We start from the raw sequence: 15,869 nt of genomic DNA on the forward strand, positions 1-15,869 counted from the left end.
CTCCATCTGCACTCGGCAATACGCCGAGTGGCCACACTTTTGCTACTTAACCCGTTGTTGATCTTCGTGCAGGCGGAATTAGAAGCGGGAGTTATCCCAGCGACCAACTGGGTCCTTCATTCCGCCAAGCAGCTCTGCCAACTCGCTCTGAAGGTGGATCTGGAAGAAGAAGTTATCAGCCAGCGGCACGGAAAGTAGTTGGAAGACATCCGGGGAACCGTTGACGCCGCGCCACCACTTGCCAACACCCATGCTGCAAGTATCTTGCTGGGTGGTGTTTGCCGAGGAAGTCAGAATTACTGGGCCAACTTCGTAGTATTGACCAGCGACCGGCCAGCACCAAGCACCGGCGGGAGCAGATGGGGATTTCCCCGGGGAAGCAGAAGCAGTGCCAGTCAGCGCTGACATAGAAACCAGAGCTGCAGTCATCGCCACAGCGATTCGACGCGAAGCGCGCATGAGATGCCTTTCACTAGTTGGGAAGCGTCTCTCAATGTACAGTAAAAACCCTGTGAGCGCGCGACAATCACGCAGGTGACTTTGCGGATCAAAATCGCCGGTGCAGACACACATTTTGTTACGTAACCCACAACATCGGCTCGGGGATTCGTACAAGTCAATGCATGACCTGCTGCATGACCTGCAACCCCGGTCAGCAGGAAACCCCCGGTAGTAGTGGAGCCGGCGACGAGAATCGAACTCGCACTCTCAGCTTGGGAAGCTGATGTTCTACCACTAAACTACGCCGGCATTTGTCGCACAACGATGCGCGCGACAATGGGAACACTGTAGCACCGTCCCGCGCTGAAACGGAAAACGTGCCTGCCGTATGCTTGTGGCGTGCTTCTTTCAGACCATGACATCCGTGACGCTATTGACTCCGGCCGCCTCGGCATCGATCCCTACGACGCTTCGCTGGTGCAGCCGAGCTCAATCGACGTGCGTATGGACAAGTTCTTCCGCGTCTTCAATAACTCGAAGTACACACACATCGACCCGAAGCAGGAGATGCCGGATCTCACCTCGGAAGTTGAGGTCCCAGAGGGGGAGGCCTTCGTCCTGCACCCGGGTGAGTTCGTCCTCGCGTCAACCCTGGAGCACTTCACGCTGCCGGCAGACCTCGCTGGGCGTCTAGAAGGCAAGAGCTCGCTGGGCCGACTTGGTCTGCTCACGCACTCCACGGCTGGCTTCATTGACCCGGGCTTTTCCGGCCACATCACCCTCGAGCTGTCGAACGTGGCGAACCTGCCGATCACGCTGTGGCCTGGCATGAAGGTTGGCCAGCTCGCCATCTTCAACATGTCTTCACCCGCCGAAGTTCCGTACGGCTCGGGCGCGCTCGGCTCGAAGTACCAGGGCCAGCGCGGGCCGACCCCGTCGCGCGCGTACTTGAACTTCCGCTAGGGCTTTCCGCTTGTCGACGCCCGCGTGCCCGTTTTACTGCAGATCCAGGTGTTGCCTGCCTAGTTCGGTCAGCTTCAGGGTGAGTGGCCGCTTTGATGCTGATTGCAGCAGTCCCTCTGATTCGAGTTCGTCTGCCACAGGTCGGAGTGTGTTCCAGGATCTGTCCATGGCTGCTGCGGCATCCTTCAGCGGAATTGGTTGGTCTGGGCCAAAAAGCAGTGCCTGTGCAGCCAGGAAAAGGAGACCGCGTTCGTATTGGTCACGCTTCAACGTCGATAGAGTGTCTTGCAAACTCCTCAGTTGCTCGTGTTTTTGGTCAAGAGATGATTCTAAGTCCTCTTGGGCGTCAACCAGCATCTCGAGCATCGACTTGAGAAAGAATGTCGCTTCTCCATAGTTCATACTATTTTCGGCATCTATAAAGGCCGCATAGTACTTCTTCCGTTGGAGCGAGAACTGATGAGAAAGGGACATCGAAGTGGGCGGGGACAGTATCTCGAGTGCCTTGAATGCGAGCAAGAATCGCCCCATACGCCCGTTTCCGTCGTAAAACGGGTGAGTGTACTCAAATATGAAATGGCCGATGAGCGCATTCACGAGCGTATGCGTTTCATGGAGTTGAGAGTCAAGGAAAGTTTGCATCCTCTTCTCAATGTCGTGTTCGCTGCGCGGGGCCCTGTGCACCTCTCTTACGCCGTCATGGATGTCCACGGAACCGGCGCGGAAGAGCTCACCATCGGGCAGGTCATCGCTGCTGATCTCCTTCGAGAGCAGTTTGTCATACTCTGCACGCAGCGCTGTCGGCGAATCTGGAAAAGGTGGGCGTTCGGCGGGGTCTAATAATGACTCATAAAAAGCAACCATTTCCCGGAAACGCTTATGGGGTCCGCTCTTAGGGGCTGTAAGCGCTTCAGCGATTTCCTTGCGTGTTGAGTGGACTCCTTCGATCTGGTTCGTGGCCTTGATCTCTTCGATGAGAAGGCCCGTGAGGTAGTGACTACGTGCGACGCCGGGAAGGGTTACCCATTTGTGAGCTATTTGGAGCTCAGCCCGCCAAACTTGTTCGAGAAGCGACTGAACCTCGCCGGTAAGCACTACGAATAGTTCGTGCTCGCCAACTTGAAAGTCCCAATGGAGGGTTGCAGGGGACTCGAACCTGGATGTGTACTCTGTTTCAACAACACGCCGACCATCTGAAGACATGTGAAACAGCGTCTTCAGTGATTTGTAATCGCTCACGTGGGCCGTCCTTTGCGTTTCAGTTCTTGCAATTCTGCAATCGTAGCGAAGAATTGCGTGCCCTATTTTTCAAAAACAGCGATTTTTGCAAAATAGGTTCGCGTCCCGCGCTGCTTCTTTACAGCTTTGAAAAATGCGGCGCTTGCCGACGCCCGCGCCCCTCACCCTGCCGGGCTTGACCCGACCGGGCATAATAGGCAGTTATGCGGATGACAGTAATTGGCACCGGATATCTCGGTGCAACCCACGCGGCATGCATGGCTGAACTCGGCCATGAGGTGCTGGGCGTGGATGTAGACGAAGTAAAGATTGATCAGCTCAAGGCCGGAAAGGTCCCGTTCTACGAGCCGGGCCTGCCGGAGGTGCTTGAGCGCAACATGGCCGCCGGCCGCCTCGATTTCACCACCTCGTACGAGGAGGCTGCGGCGTTCGGCAACGTGCACTTCATCGGAGTGGGCACCCCGCAGCAGCGCGGGTCCTACGCGGCGGATACCCGCTACGTCGAGGCCGTGATCGATTCGTTGGTGCCGCACCTGGAAGGTGCACACGTCATCCTGGGTAAGTCGACCGTGCCGGTGGGTACGGCGGCGGCGTTGCAGGAGCGCGCAGACGCACTCGCTGCCCCGGGGACCACGGTAGAGATTGCGTGGAACCCGGAGTTTCTGCGCGAGGGCTACGCGGTCAAGGACACGATCGAGCCCGACCGCATTGTGCTGGGCACCCGCCCGGAAGAATCGAACGCAGAAGCCATCGCGCGCGAGGTCTACGCGACCCCGCTGTCCAATGACACCCCGTTCATCCTCACCGATCTGCAGACTGCGGAGCTGGTGAAGGTCAGCGCCAACGCGTTTTTGGCCACGAAGATCTCGTTCATCAACGCAGTCAGCGAGGTCTGCGAGATCGTCGGCGCGGACGTGACCAAGCTCGCCGACGCGATTGGCTACGACGACCGCATCGGACGCAAGTTCCTGGGTGCCGGCCTCGGATTCGGTGGCGGCTGCCTGCCGAAGGACATCCGCGCATTCATGGCGCGCGCCGGCGAGCTTGGTGCCGACCAGGCGCTCACATTCTTGCGCGAGGTGGATGCGGTGAACATGCGCCGCCGGGAGCGCGTGGTTGACATGGCGCGCGCGGAGCTGGGCAGCCTGATCGGCCGCCGCATCACGGTGCTGGGCGCGGCGTTCAAGCCGAACTCTGACGATGTGCGCGACTCGCCAGCGCTTGCGGTGGCCGGCCAGCTCTCGCTCGCGGGTGCCTCGGTGCGCGTGTTTGACCCGGAGGCGATGCACAACGCGCGCCGCGTGTTCCCCACGCTCGACTACGCCGAGACACTCGACGATGCACTGACCGGCGCTGAGCTGGTGATTCTCGCGACGGAGTGGAAGCAGTTCAAGGAGATGGATCCCGTCGCCTCGGCCAAGCTCGTGGAGCAGCCGCTGCTTATCGACGGCCGCAACGTCCTCGATGCCGCCGCGTGGCAGCAGGCGGGCTGGACGATCCGGGCGCTGGGGCGCAGCTTGTAGACCTTGCTGCGAAACGGGTGCATGATGGAGGTATGCCTGATAAGAAGTCTGCACACCTTGTTCAGGGCGCCCTCGGTGCCGCTGCGGCGGCACTCGGCGGGGTTGCCGTCCACGATCTGACGCAGCAGAAGTACCCCGTACTGCGGAACTACCCCGTGCTGGGGCACATGCGCTACCTGCTCACGGATCTTGGCCCAGAGCTGCGCCAATACTTCATTGAGCGGGACTGGGACGGCCGCCCCTTCAACCGGGACCAGCGCAACGCCATCTACGAGCGCGCCAAGGGCATCCAGAGCGAGACCGCTTTCGGCACGGTGCAAAACGTGCGCGAACCTGGCCACGAGTACCTCGTGCACTCGGTCGCGCCGGTCGCGCAGCCGGATGAACCGCCGCGCACGCTCATCGGGGGCAAGGACTGCGCGAAGCCCTATTCGATGTCGCTGCTCAACGTGTCGGCGATGAGCTTCGGCTCGCTGTCGCGCAACGCGATCCGATCGCTGAACAAGGGCGCGGAACTCGGTGGGTTCGCCCACGATACTGGCGAGGGCGGGCTGAGCCCGTACCACATGGAAAACAACGGCGACCTGATCTGGGAGCTGGGCACCGGCTACTTCTGCGCACGCACGCCGGACGGCGACTTCGACCCCGCACAATTCCGCGAAAAGGCCGCGAACGACCAGGTCAAGATGGTGGAGCTGAAGCTGAGCCAGGGCGCGAAGCCCGGCATCGGCGGCGTGCTGCCGGCGGACAAGATCACCGAAGAAGTTTCGCAGATTCGCGGGGTTCCGCGCGGCCAGGACTGCATTAGCCCGGCCCGCCACCGCGTCTTTTCCACGCCGACCGAGCTGATCGAATTCATCGCGCAGATGCGCGAGCTCTCCGGTGGCAAGCCCGCGGGCTTCAAGTTGTGCGTGGGTAGCCGTCGAGAAGTGCTCGCGATCTGCAAGGCGATGCGTGAGGTGGGCACCACCCCGGACTTCATCGTGGTCGACGGTTCCGAAGGCGGTACGGGTGCGGCCCCCATAGACTTCGAGGACCACGTGGGCATGCCGCTTACCGACGGGCTGATGACGGTGCACAACGCACTCGTCGGCGCCGGCCTGCGCGACCAGGTCAAGCTCGGCGCGTCCGGTAAGGTCGCCGGCGGTGCGGATATCGTGATGCGCCTGATTCAGGGCGCCGACTTTACCAACGCCGCTCGCGCCATGATGATGGCACTTGGCTGCATCCAGGCGCAGCGCTGCCATACCGGCAAGTGCCCCTCGGGTGTGGCGACGCAGGATCCGCGCCGCAATCGTGCGGTCGTGGTGGAGGAGAAGTCGCGGGCCGTCTACAACTTCCAGAAGGCGACGGTGCAGCAGGCGGTGCGGCTCATGGCATCGATGGGTGTCAGCGACCCGGCTGAGCTGAATCCGGCGATGCTGCGTCGCAACGTCTCGCCGACCGAGGCTCGCTCGTATGCGGAGCTCTACGAGTGGCTCGCGCCCGGCCAGCTGCTCGACGACGCCCCGGCGTCCTGGGCCGCGGACTGGCACGCAGCCTCCGCGGACACCTTCCGCCCGGTGTAGGGCCGCAACGCCCGTGGTAGGCGGGCATGCAAAAAGTTCCCGGGTTCGCCTTGAAACCGGGAACTATTTTCGGGAAAAGGCCCATAACATCAGGTCAAATCATCGATGGAAACTTCCCTGTCAAGGTTCATACGCTCACAGAAGTCTTCGTCGTGGCTGACGAGAAGAAGCGCACCTGCATAACTCTCAAGAGCGGAGACAAGCCAGTTCACGGTTGAGATATCGATGTTGTTGGTGGGCTCGTCGAGAAGCAATAGCTGCGGAGCAGGCGACGAAAGAAGAACACGGGCAAACTCGACGCGGAAACGCTCACCACCCGAAAGCGTTCCGATAGGCGCGTGGACAGTCTCATTCTGAAACAACAATTGCGCGAGTTGGTCCCGAATATACTGCGGATCAGCAGAGGCGTTAGCCTCCGAGACCAACTCCAAGACTGACCGGTTGGGGTCAAGAACAATGCGCTGCCGGAGGTACCCCACATTCTCAATCACGTACCCCGCGCCTCCGTCTGCAACAGAGTTGAGCAGGGTCGTCTTTCCGCTGCCGTTCGGTCCAGTGATCCGGACACGCTCGGGGCCCACAACAGTGAGTCCTGGGATTTCCATAACGCGGGTTCCGTTCGGAAGCGCCGTTCCGGGAAGCTCAATGTACACATGTTGATCGTCGCGAACCTTGTCTTGCGCGTGACGATACTCAGCGAGAGACGACTCCACAGACTCGGCATGAGCCGCACCACGCCGAGCAGCAGTCTTCTCAGACCGATCCTTGTCCAGCCCCATCGCCATGCCAGGTTTACGATTGTTAGCAGCGAACTTCTTTCCGCGACGAGCGTCCCGCGCAATGCGAGTTTGCATCGCCTCACGCTCTCGAACCTGCCTACTGTGAATCGTCTTCTTTTCCCGAACCTCCCGCATCGCTGCATCTTGTTCATTGGCCAGAGCTTCACGGTAGGCGGAGTAGTTACCGGGGAAAAGTCGTAGCTTCCCGTCGTGAAGTTCTGCAATTTCGTCCACGGAATCCAACAAGTCGCGATCGTGGCTCACCACAATCGCAGGAACAGTGGATTTGGAAAGAGCGCGGATTAGCTGGGCTTTCGCTTCCGCATCGAGGTTGTTCGTGGGCTCGTCCATGACAATGAAATCGGGGTTGTCAGCCATGAGCGCAGCTAGTGCAACACGAACAGCCTCTCCACCGGACAGTGTAAACAGCGGCCTATCCAGGTTGAGCTCGAGTCCATGAGCTGACAACACAGCCCGAGTCTCTTCGGCAGCATCCCACCGGTCACCGATGAGCTCGAACAATTCGGGATTGAACTGGCCACCTTCGATGGCGCTGATTGCCTCGATGATTTCGGTGATCCCAAAGACGTCTGAAATCGTAGTGTCCAGTTGCAGTCCAAGATCCTGAGGTAGGTAAGCGATTTTCGACGGGCGCTCGACCGAACCAGTGCTCGGTTGCAGCTCGCCGAGGATGATCCTGATCAGACTCGTTTTTCCGGAACCGTTATCGCCGATCAGGCCGGTCAGGTGACTTGAAAAAATGGCGTTTAAGTCCGAGAAGCAGGGGGATCCGTTAGGCCACTCGAGGGAGACGTTATTCAGGGAAATAGGCATGCTCATTCAACTTTCTGTTTCGTGTTAGGCGGAAACACGGAACTTGAGCACGGCCTATTCCTTCCTTCGGGGACAGTTCCTCGTCGATATTATGACAGTGTCCGTCGGGGGTCAAGGGGTTTGCGCTGCTGTAAGTCGGGATAGGTGATGGTTTGAAGGTGGACCGCGGCTGACAGATTGCGGCGGAATCTGTCAGCGACCGGCAGCGGCACCCAACCGCCAACAAACGAGCCCTAGTGCTGGTGGTAATCGGCCAGGAAGTTGCCTAGGCGCTCGAGGGCGTTTTCCAACTGGGACGCCCAGGGCAGCGTCACTACGCGGAAGTGATCTGGTGTGGGGTAGTTAAACCCGCGGCCCTGCACCATCAAGATCTTCTCTGACTTGAGCAGGTCCAGCATGAAGCGCTCGTCGTCGTGGATGTTGTACATCTCGGCGTCGATCTTGGGGAAGCAGTAGAGCGCGCCTTTCGGCTCCACCACGGAGATGCCCGGGATCTCGCGCAGCTTGCGCACCGCCACGTCGCGCTGCTTGCGCAGGCGACCGCCCTCTGCGGTGAGCTCGAAGATGGATTGCCGCCCGCCGAGCGCGACCTGGATCGCGTGCTGACCTGGCACATTCGCGCACAGGCGAGTCCCGGAGAGCAAATCAAGCCCCTCGATGAAGCCCTTCGCGCGCCGGCGCGGGCCCGTGATGACCATCCAGCCTGCGCGGTAGCCGCACACGCGGTAGGCCTTGGACAGGCCGTTGAAGGTCAGGGTGATGACGTCGGGGGCGACTTCGGCCATGGAGATGTGCTGCGCATCGTCGTAAAGCACGCGGTCGTAGATCTCGTCGGAAAAGATCATCAGCTCGTGCTCGCGCGCGATGTCGGCGATGCCCTCGAGCACCTCGCGGGAGTAGACGGCACCGGTCGGGTTGTTCGGGTTGATCACCACGATCGCCTTCGTCTTGGAGGTCACCTTGGAACGGATGTCCTCCAGCGAGGGGTTCCAATCGTCCTCCTCATCGCAGGTGTAGTGAACGACCTTGCCGCCTGCCAAGGTGGACGCGGCCGTCCACAGCGGGTAGTCGGGGGCGGGGATGAGGATCTCGTCGCCGTCGTTGAGCGCAGCCTGCGTGACCATGCTGATCAGCTCGGACACGCCGTTGCCCAGGTAGACATCGTCGATGTCGAGCGGCGGGAAGTCGTCGATCATTTCGTAGCGCGTCACCACGGCGCGGCGGGCCGAGGTGATGCCCTTGGAGGTGGTGTAGCCCTGCGAGGTAGGCAGGTTGGCGATCATGTCGCGCATGATCACATCCGGGGCCTCGAAACCGAAGACTGCGGGGTTGCCGGTGTTCAGCTTGAGGATGGTGTGGCCGTCGCGCTCCATCTCCTCCGCCGTGGCAGACACCGGGCCGCGAATGTCGTAGAAGACATTTTTCAGTTTCTCGGCCTGGTCGAAGTGGCGGTGCCGACGAGGCTTTGTTGCCTTCGCTGGCTTTTCGGGTTGGGCGGGTGAATCAGCGTTATTTGTGGCCATACGGCCATGTTAGCCACGGCGACGGAACTTGTTCAGTGATTCCTGAGCAAAATTCAGGGTATCGCCGGTGAGACGGTCGATCTGTTCGCGCCGCTCCACCTTGCGCTGCGCTACCTCAAAGGCGCGGTCCGCCTCCAGCTCGAGCTGCTTCGCGCGAACGAGTCGGCGCTGCGCCCGTTCGATGTCGCGCAGCGAGGGGCTGTACCAGCTGTCCGGGCCGACCTTCATGACGTAGAGCAGGATGAACAACACCGGGATCACCGCAAGCAGGACGGGCACGTTTATCGCGACGGCGGCGGTGAAGCTGCCGACCGCGCCGAGCCAGAAGATGCCGGCGCGCATCCGCCGCCCCGAGCGGCGCGCCTCGACGACCTCGCGGGCACTAAAGACAGGTACGTCGTGTTGCTGCTGGGCGAGCTCCTGCGAGCCGAACGTCGGCCGCTGCGGCAGATCGGCAAACAGGGGAGCAAGGTCGGTGCGGGTCTTAGCGGTGGTGCACGCCTGGCAGCGCTCGTCGTACTCCTGCATGCTCAGCCGGCCCTCACCCAGCGCGTTTCCGAGCGCGGTCATGGCAGCGGTGCGGTCTGCATCAGAAAGCCGCACCTTATCTGGCTGGTGAGCATGAGTCATGTGTGAGCGAGCTCCTTTGATCAAATGCGCGTGTAAAAAGGCCGGTTCGCGGTGTGCGAGTACCGACCTTCAAGAATATCACCGTGGCCGGCCGGCTAGGCCTCCCAGCGAGCATCCGCCCCGGTTACCCGGTCGGCGAAGCGGGTGCGGGCGGTGTCGTACTCCTCCTCCGGGAGCTGGTAGAAGTACACGCGCGGCAGCACGCCTTCGACCCGGTTGAGGTAGGTGTCGATGAAGTCCGCGAGCGCGGAGTTGTGCTCCACCGACTCCGCGTTAACGTAGACGAACAGCGGGCGGGCCATGGGGTAATCGCCGGCCTGTGTGGCATCGCGAGAGGGTGCGACGCCGTCGACGGTGACGTTGTCGATTTTGTCGCGTACCTCACCTTCGGTGGCCAGGTAGTTGCCGATGCCCATGAAGCCGATGCCGTTGACGTCTTCAGCGATCCAGGAAGAAAGCTCGTCGATATCGTCGGTGGCCTCGTAATCATCGCGCAGCGCGTCGCCGTGCAGCACCTTGTCCTTGAATACCTCGAGGGTGCCGGAGCCGTCGGGGCGCCCGTAGAGGGAGATCTCCTCGTCCGGCCAGGCAGGGTCGATGTCGGACCAGGTGGTCACGGAAGAATCCTTCGCCCACACGTCGTGCAGCTGCTCGAGGGTGAGGTCCTTGGCCCACGTGTTCTCGTCATTCTTCACAATCGTGACCGCGTCGAGCGCGATCGGCAGCTCGATGAACTCGACCCCGTTGTCGCTGCACTGCGTTTGGAACTCCTGGGGGATAGCCACAGATGAATCGTTGATGTCGGACTTGCCGTCGCAGAAGTCGGCGAAGCCGTCGGTGGAGCCGTCAGCGGAAATGCGTACGTCCTGCTGCGAACGCTCAGCAATGAAGGCAGTGATCGGCTCGACGGTGGCGGATCCGGTGACGTGAATCGGGTCGTCGGCACCCGACTGGGTGTCCGTGCTGGTTTCGGTGGAGCAGGCGGTGAGACCGCCCGCGGTCAGGGCGAATGCGGCGGTGAGTGCAAGCAGGCGTGTGTGCATGTGAGTTTCCTCCACTTACTTCTTCGAGGCCTCGTCGCGCAGCTCGCGGAAGAAGCTCAGCACGTCGCGCCAGCGCGGGCGGGTCATTTCCAGGTATTGGGGGATGCGGTTGAGCTCCTCCAGCTGCTCGGGAGTGAGTCGCTCGTGGTCGGCCTTCTCGCGCACTTCGAGTTCGTTACGCAGCACGCGGGATGTTTCTTCGAGCTCGTCGATCAGTTCTTGGAGTTCGGCGTTTGGCGCGTCCGTGTCAATGAGCTTCTGGGCTCTCTTGCCCGAGGTGGACTGTTCGGGATCGGAGTGTGTCATGGCAGTTCCTTAGAAGAAGACGTTGGTGATCAAAACGGCGAGCAGCGGGAGGGCGAAGAAGATGCCGCCCACCCAGATGAAGACGTACCACTTGTTCTTGTCGGCCAACGTGGCCAGCCAGTTCGCGCCCTTCGGCGGCAGGGCACGGAGGAAGGGCAGGGACATAATGACGAGTGCGCCGAAGACGTTGAACATGGTGTGCACCAGCGCACCCTGCATTGCGGCTTCTGCCTCCACGCCGGAGGCGGAGAAGGCGGCGATCAAACCGGTCACGGTGGTACCGATGTTGGCACCCACCACGAAGGGGAATAGCTCCTTGACCTTGAACTTGCCGGAGGCGGCCAGCGGGACGGTCAGCGAGGTCGTGGTGGAGGAAGACTGGACCGCGGTAGTAATGAGCGCGCCGGAGAGGATGCCGGTGATCGGGCCGCGGCCGAGTGCGGCGTGCAGCATCTCCTGGGCGCGGCCCACGAGCAGGGCGGAGAGCATCTTGCCGATGTAGCCGATGACGACGAGGATGAGCACCACGCCGCCGATGGACAGCACGATGCCGCCCCACACGTCACCCAGCGGGCTGACGATGAGCTTGGCCAGGTTGACCAGGGGCTCCGTGATCGCATCGACGCCGTTGCCAATGACTTCGAAGATACCGGCGAGGACGCCGTCGCCTTCGCCCGCGAGCGAGCCGGCGAAGACGCCTGAGACCTTGGAGAGGAAGCCGGTAAAGATCTCGAGCGGGAAGAAGATGGCCAGCGCGAGCAGGTTGTAGAAGTCGTGCACCGTCGCCATGGAGAAGGCGCGGTGGAACTGCTGCTTGTTGCCAGAGAGGCCAAGCGCCACCAGGGTCGAGGTCACCGTGGTGCCGATGTTGGCACCGAAGAGCATGGGCACCGCCACTTCGAGCGGGAGACCGCCGGCGATCATGCCGACGGTAATGGAGGTGGTGGTGGAAGACGACTGCATGATGGCGGTGGCGAGGATGCCGACCGCCAGGCCAACGAAGGGATTCTCAGCGAAAGAGAAGAGCTCCTTGGCCTGATCGCCGGCGGCCATCTTGAAACCGGCACCGATCATGCCGACGGCGTTGAGCAGCAGCCAGATGGCGAGCACCACCGAGATCCACTCTGCGGCCTTCTTGGCCCCGCCACTCAAGGGGAGCCAGCCGAGCGGATCTGGCCGCTGCTCGCTGTCTTCGCTGTGCGCTTCTTGCGGTGTACGTTCTTGCGGTGTTCGTTCTCGCGGGGACGTGGTGGTGACGATGCTACTTCCCGCGGTGGGGGTGGCGTCTTGGCTCATCTGCGCTCTCGATCAACATGTGTACAAAAGTTTGGTCGTGCAGCACCTTAGATGCCCGAAGCAGATTCCCCGTGTCTTCCCGGTTAATTTACAGCAAACAAAGCACAGGCAGCCTAAGTATTCGAGAACTGGCTCTGATGCAGTGCAAAGTAGGCGCCTCGGCGTTGAAGCAGCTCTTCGTGGGTGCCTTGCTCGACAATCCGCCCGGACTCCATGACCAGGATCACATCCGCGTCCCGGATGGTGGAAAGCCGGTGCGCGATAACGAAGGAGGTCCGCTGCGCACGCAGTGCGTTCATCGCGTGCTGAATAAGCACCTCCGTACGGGTATCCACCGAGGAGGTCGCCTCGTCGAGAATGAGGATGCCGGGCCGCGAAAGGAACGCGCGCGCGATCGTAATCAGCTGCCGCTCGCCTGCGGAAATCGAGCCTCCGTCCTGGTCCACCACCGTGTCGTAGCCCTCCGGGAGCACGTGCACGAAGCGGTCCACGTAGGCCGCCTTCGCCGCCGCGATAACCTCCTCGTCGCTCGCATCCAGGCGCCCGTAGCGGATGTTTTCCATGATCGTGCCCTTGAACAGGACCGCGTCCTGCAACACCATGCCGAGCTGCCCGCGCAGCGAAGCGCGCGAAAGGGTACGGATGTCGCGGCCGTCGAGCATGATGGCGCACGCATCCACGTCGTAAAAGCGCATGAGCAGGTTGACCAGCGTCGTCTTGCCCGCGCCCGTCGGGCCCACGATCGCGGCGGTCTGCCCCGGTGCAACGCGCAGCGACAGGTCCTGGATCAGCGGCTCGTCGGTGTAGGAGAAGGAGACCTCGCGGAATTCCACCAGGCCCGCCGGGGCAGTGCTTGCCGACGCCGCGTCGTCCTCCACATCCGGTACCTCTTCTTCCGCGTCGAGCAACTCGAAGATGCGCTCCGCGGAAGCCACGCCGGATTGGACCATCTGCATCATCCCGGCGAGCTCGCCGAGTGGTTGGTTGAACTGGCGTGAGTACTGGATGAACGCGGTGGCGTCGCCAAGCGTCATGTGCCCGCTGGCCACCCGCAGGCCGCCGAAGACGGCGATGGCCACATACGACAGGTAAGAGATGAACTGCATGAGCGGGTGCATCGAGTTGGCCAAAAACTGCGCCTTCTGCGAGGCGGCGGCCAGCTCCTCGTTGCGCGCATCGAAAGTGCGGCGCAGCTGCTCGGTGCGGCCAAAGATGAGCGCGACGTCGTGGCCGGAAAAGGCTTCTTCCACCTGACCGTTGACCTCGCCGGTGGCCTTCCACTGCGCGGCGAATTGCTGCTGCGAGCGGGTGCCCACCACCCCCATCGCGAGGGCGGTCAGCGGGATGGCCAAAAGCGCTAGCAGGGCGAGCTGCCAGGACAGCCAGAACATCATCGCGATGATGCCAACCAAGGTGATAATCGAGCTGAAAATCTGGGACAGGGCCTGCTGGAGCGCCTGCTGCACATTGTCCACGTCGTTGGTGGTGCGGCTCATCACGTCGCCGCGCTGGCGCGAGTCGAAGTAGTTGAGCGGCAGCCGGTTGAGCTTCGCCTCCACCCGTTCTCGCAGCTGGTACACGGTGCGCATGGTGAGTCGGTTGAGTACCGCGCCCTGGGCCCACATCAGTACTGATGAGGCGGCGTACAGCGCCAGGATCACCAGGATGAGCTCGCGCAGGTGGGAGAAGTCGATGCCCTCGCCGGGGCGCAGCTCCATCGCCTCGGCCATGTCGGCAAACCGGTCCTCGCCGGCGGCGCGCAGGCCCGCGATCGTGTCTTCTTTGCTCACCCCGGCCGGCATGCGCGCCGAGATGGCCCCGGAGAAGATCACGTCCATCGCGCGGCCCATCACGCGCGGCGCGTACACAGAAAACACGACGGCGGCGACATTCATCACCAAGACACCGGCGAGCGCAAACTTGTACGGCACAAGCAGGCCCACTAGCCGTTTCGCCGAGGGCCAGAACTGTTTTGCCTTCCGTGGCTCTTGCTCACTCATGCCTGCACCGCCTTCTGGCTCTGCTCGATTTCCCGGTACGTCTGGCTGGATTGCAGCAGCTCTTCATGGGTGCCGCGCGCCACGACCTCGCCGGCCTCCATGACGAGGATTTGGTCGGCGTTGCTCAGCGACGCCACGCGCTGCCCCACCACGATGACGACTTTGCCCGCTGTGTACTCGGTCATCGCTTCGCGCACGCGCGCGTCGGTTGCGGCGTCGAGGGCGGAAAACGAGTCGTCGAAGAGGTACACGTCAGGTTGCGCCACCAGCATGCGGGCGATCGCGAGGCGTTGGCGCTGCCCGCCGGAGACGTTGGTGCCGCCCTGTGAGATCTCCATGTCCAGGTCGTCCACGAAGTCCGCCTGCGCCACGCGCAGTGCCCTCCAGAGCTCTTCGTCCGTGGCGTCGGGGTTGGCCATCCGCAGGTTGGAGGCGACGGTGCCGCTAAACAGCCAGGCTTTCTGCGGCACCATGGAGACGCGCTCGACGAGGTCGGGGCGGGCGAATTGGGTGACGGGTGTGGCGTCGATACACACTTCGCCCTGGGTTGGGTTGTGCAGGCGCGGAATGAGGCTGAGCAGCGTCGACTTGCCGGAGCCGGTCGCGCCGATGATCGCCGTGGTTGTTCCCGGGCGGGCGGTGAAGCTGACGTCTTTGACCACGGGGGCCTCCGCGCCGGGGTAGCTGAAGGAGACGTCGCGAAACTCCACTTCCCCGCCGCGCTTCGCCGGGGTGGTGGGGGAGGCCGGCTCGATGATCTGCGGTTCGTGGCCGAGTACTTCGGCGACGCGGCGGGCGCACACGATGGCGCGCGGCAGCATCATCAGCATGAACGTGGCCATCATCACGGCCATAAGGATTTGCATGAGGTACTGCATAAAGGCGGTGAGTGCGCCGACCTCTACCAGGCCCTCATCGACGCGGTGGCCGCCGAACCACAACACCGCCGCGGTGGCGAGGTTGAGGATCAGCATGATGACCGGGAACATGGTGACGAAAACGCGGCCGATATTCAACGAGACGCTGGTGATGCGCTCGTTGGCGTTTTGAAAGCGCTCCGCCTCGAAGTCTTCGCGGCCAAAGGCGCGGACCACGCGGATACCGGCGATCTGCTCGCGCAGCACCCCGTTGATAGCGTCCAGGCGCTCCTGCATCGTGCGGAACAGCGGCATGAGCAGCGCCGCGATGATGCCGACGACCACCGCGAGGACAAGGACGGCAACGGCGACCAACCACGACAACCCCGCATCTTGGCGCAGCGCCATGACGATGCCGCCGACGGCCATGATCGGGGCGGTGACCATGAAGTTGAAGAAGAGCAGCAACGTCATCTGAATCTGCTGCACGTCGTTGGTGCCGCGGGTGACCAGGGAGGGGGTGCCGAAGTGCGACATGTCCTCGGCGGAAAAGCTGCTGACGTGGCCGAAGATGGCCGCGCGGATGTCGCGGCCGGTGCGCATCGCGGTGCGCGAGGCGAACCAAATCGCGGCGACGGCGGCGATGACCTGGACAAAAGCGACGAGCAGCATGACGCCGCCGGTGCGCCAGATGTAGTCGACATCGCCCTGTGCCACGCCCCGGTCAATGATCGCGGCGTTGAGGTCCGGGAGGTACAAGGTGGCCAGCGTGGTGATCAGCTGGAGGACGATCACCGCGAGGATCGCGGGCCAATACGGTGAAGCATGCCTGGCCAGCAGGCGGGTGAGATGCATGAGCGAATGCTA

13 protein-coding genes and 1 tRNA gene are annotated in these 15,869 nt (G+C 62.2%); 3 read left to right on the plus strand and 11 right to left on the minus strand.

The genetic code is table 11. The annotated features are described in order from the left end of the window. Window positions 1–78: 78 nt before the first annotated feature. Window positions 79–252 carry a hypothetical protein gene (locus M3G14_RS10475; protein WP_259926473.1) on the minus strand — a complete coding sequence of 58 codons (174 nt, stop codon included), beginning with the start codon at window positions 250–252 and terminating at the stop codon, window positions 79–81. Window positions 253–676: 424 nt separating this feature from the next. Beyond that, window positions 677–750: transfer RNA gene (locus M3G14_RS10480), tRNA-Gly, on the minus strand. Window positions 751–840: 90 nt separating this feature from the next. Between M3G14_RS10480 and dcd the strand changes: the two genes are divergently transcribed. Next, a complete protein-coding gene (gene dcd, locus M3G14_RS10485; RefSeq protein WP_259926474.1) occupies window positions 841–1,404 on the plus strand; it encodes a dCTP deaminase in 564 nt (187 codons plus the stop codon). Between the two features lie 33 nt (window positions 1,405–1,437). Here dcd and M3G14_RS10490 read toward each other — a convergent pair whose 3' ends face one another. After that, window positions 1,438–2,643: a Fic family protein gene (locus tag M3G14_RS10490; RefSeq protein ID WP_259926475.1), complete on the minus strand. Its 1,206-nt coding sequence runs from the start codon at window positions 2,641–2,643 to the stop codon at window positions 1,438–1,440. 203 nt (window positions 2,644–2,846) lie between these two features. Between M3G14_RS10490 and M3G14_RS10495 the strand changes: the two genes are divergently transcribed. Further along, a complete protein-coding gene (locus M3G14_RS10495; protein WP_259926476.1) occupies window positions 2,847–4,166 on the plus strand; it encodes a UDP-glucose/GDP-mannose dehydrogenase family protein in 1,320 nt (439 codons plus the stop codon). Between the two features lie 32 nt (window positions 4,167–4,198). Next, window positions 4,199–5,734, plus strand: a complete 1,536-nt coding sequence (locus tag M3G14_RS10500) for an FMN-binding glutamate synthase family protein (protein WP_259926477.1) — start codon at window positions 4,199–4,201, stop codon at window positions 5,732–5,734. A gap of 89 nt (window positions 5,735–5,823) precedes the next feature. On the opposite strand, the gene M3G14_RS10505 is transcribed toward M3G14_RS10500, so the two are convergent. The 8 genes from M3G14_RS10505 to M3G14_RS10540 all read right to left on the minus strand — a co-directional run bounded on the left by M3G14_RS10505 (window position 5,824) and on the right by M3G14_RS10540 (window position 15,857). Continuing rightward, window positions 5,824–7,347 (minus strand): ABC-F family ATP-binding cassette domain-containing protein, encoded by a 1,524-nt coding sequence (locus M3G14_RS10505; protein WP_259926478.1) that lies wholly within the window; start codon window positions 7,345–7,347, stop codon window positions 5,824–5,826. A gap of 233 nt (window positions 7,348–7,580) precedes the next feature. Beyond that, a complete protein-coding gene (locus tag M3G14_RS10510; protein WP_259926479.1) occupies window positions 7,581–8,870 on the minus strand; it encodes a pyridoxal phosphate-dependent aminotransferase in 1,290 nt (429 codons plus the stop codon). A gap of 9 nt (window positions 8,871–8,879) precedes the next feature. Beyond that, window positions 8,880–9,500 (minus strand): DUF1707 domain-containing protein, encoded by a 621-nt coding sequence (locus tag M3G14_RS10515; protein ID WP_259926480.1) that lies wholly within the window; start codon window positions 9,498–9,500, stop codon window positions 8,880–8,882. Between the two features lie 95 nt (window positions 9,501–9,595). Beyond that, window positions 9,596–10,543 (minus strand): substrate-binding domain-containing protein, encoded by a 948-nt coding sequence (locus tag M3G14_RS10520; protein ID WP_259926481.1) that lies wholly within the window; start codon window positions 10,541–10,543, stop codon window positions 9,596–9,598. Between the two features lie 15 nt (window positions 10,544–10,558). Further along, complete coding sequence (locus tag M3G14_RS10525; RefSeq protein ID WP_259926482.1) at window positions 10,559–10,849, minus strand: hypothetical protein; 291 nt, start codon at window positions 10,847–10,849, stop codon at window positions 10,559–10,561. Window positions 10,850–10,858: 9 nt separating this feature from the next. After that, a complete protein-coding gene (locus M3G14_RS10530) occupies window positions 10,859–12,145 on the minus strand; it encodes a Na/Pi symporter (protein ID WP_259926483.1) in 1,287 nt (428 codons plus the stop codon). Window positions 12,146–12,258: 113 nt separating this feature from the next. Next, complete coding sequence (locus M3G14_RS10535) at window positions 12,259–14,145, minus strand: ABC transporter ATP-binding protein (protein ID WP_259926484.1); 1,887 nt, start codon at window positions 14,143–14,145, stop codon at window positions 12,259–12,261. Further along, the gene (locus M3G14_RS10540; protein WP_259926485.1) at window positions 14,142–15,857 is read right to left on the minus strand and encodes an ABC transporter ATP-binding protein; all 1,716 of its coding nucleotides are present in this window, start codon (window positions 15,855–15,857) and stop codon (window positions 14,142–14,144) included. The genes M3G14_RS10535 and M3G14_RS10540 overlap by 4 nt, the downstream gene beginning before the upstream one ends. Window positions 15,858–15,869: the final 12 nt, after the last annotated feature.

This window comes from Corynebacterium sp. p3-SID1056 (genome assembly GCF_025152525.1).
GTDB lineage: Bacteria > Actinomycetota > Actinomycetes > Mycobacteriales > Mycobacteriaceae > Corynebacterium.